Annotated in this window: 1 protein-coding gene; it reads left to right on the top strand. The window is 71.6% G+C overall.

Going from position 1 to position 1,036, the window contains the following annotated elements:
* On the top strand, positions 1–1,036 hold a 1,036-nt coding region (locus tag ACZ52J_RS42900), incomplete at both ends, for a condensation domain-containing protein (RefSeq protein ID WP_465626883.1).

Genomic DNA, 1,036 nt, shown 5'->3' with positions numbered 1-1,036 from the left:
GACAGCTTCTTCGACCTCGGCGGACACTCCCTCCTCGCCACCCGCCTCACCAGCCGCATCCGCACCACCCTCGGCACCGAACTCCCCCTGCGCACCCTCTTCGAAGCACCCACCCCCGTCGCCCTGGCACGTCACCTGGACCCGGGCGCACTGGTCCGTCCGCCGGTGGCGGCCGTCAGCGAAGGACGCGCGCAGGTGCCGCTGTCCTTCGCTCAGCAGCGGCTCTGGTTCCTCGGGCAGCTGGAGGGGCCGAACGCGACCTACAACATCCCGGCCGCCGTACGCCTTTCGGGCACGGTGGACCAGGAGGCACTGACGGCCGCACTGCGCGACGTGATCGACCGGCACCAGGTCCTGCGGACCGCTCTCTCCCTCGTCGACGGGCAGCCGGTGCAGCGGGTGCTGCCCATCGAGGACGTCTCCGTCGCGCTCACTGTCGAACAGGTCGACGATGAGGAGGAGTTGGCCGCTGCAGTGCGCCGGTCGGCCGGGCAGCCCTTCGACCTGGCGACCGAACTTCCGCTGCGGGCTTCGCTCTTCACCCTGACTCCCGAGCAGAGTGTCCTCCTGCTGACGGTTCATCACATTGCAGGTGACGGCTGGTCGATGGCCCCGCTGGGGCGTGACCTGTCGGCCGCGTACGCGGCGCGCGTCAACGGCCGGGCACCCGCGTGGGCGCCGCTGCCGGTGCAGTACGCGGACTACACGCTCTGGCAGCGGGAGCTGCTGGGGTCGGAGGAGGACACCGAAGGCCTGCTGGCACGGCAGTTGGGGTACTGGCGGGAGGCACTGGCCGACCTACCCGAGGAGCTGGCGCTCCCCTTCGACCGGTCGCGCCCCGCAGTGGCGACGTACCGCGGGGACGACGTCGAGCTGTCCGTCCCCGCCGAGCTGCACGCGGACCTGCTGAAGCTCGCCCGCGACCACGGCGCCACTTCGGCCATGGTGCTGCAGGCGGCGCTGGGTGTGCTGCTGTCCCGGCTCGGTGCCGGGGAGGACGTTCCGATCGGTACGCCGGTCGCCGGCCGTACCGATG

Source organism: Kitasatospora sp. NPDC034035 (assembly GCF_055575755.1).
Note: the sequence above shows the minus strand (reverse complement) of the source record. Positions and strands in the feature narration are given on the sequence as shown.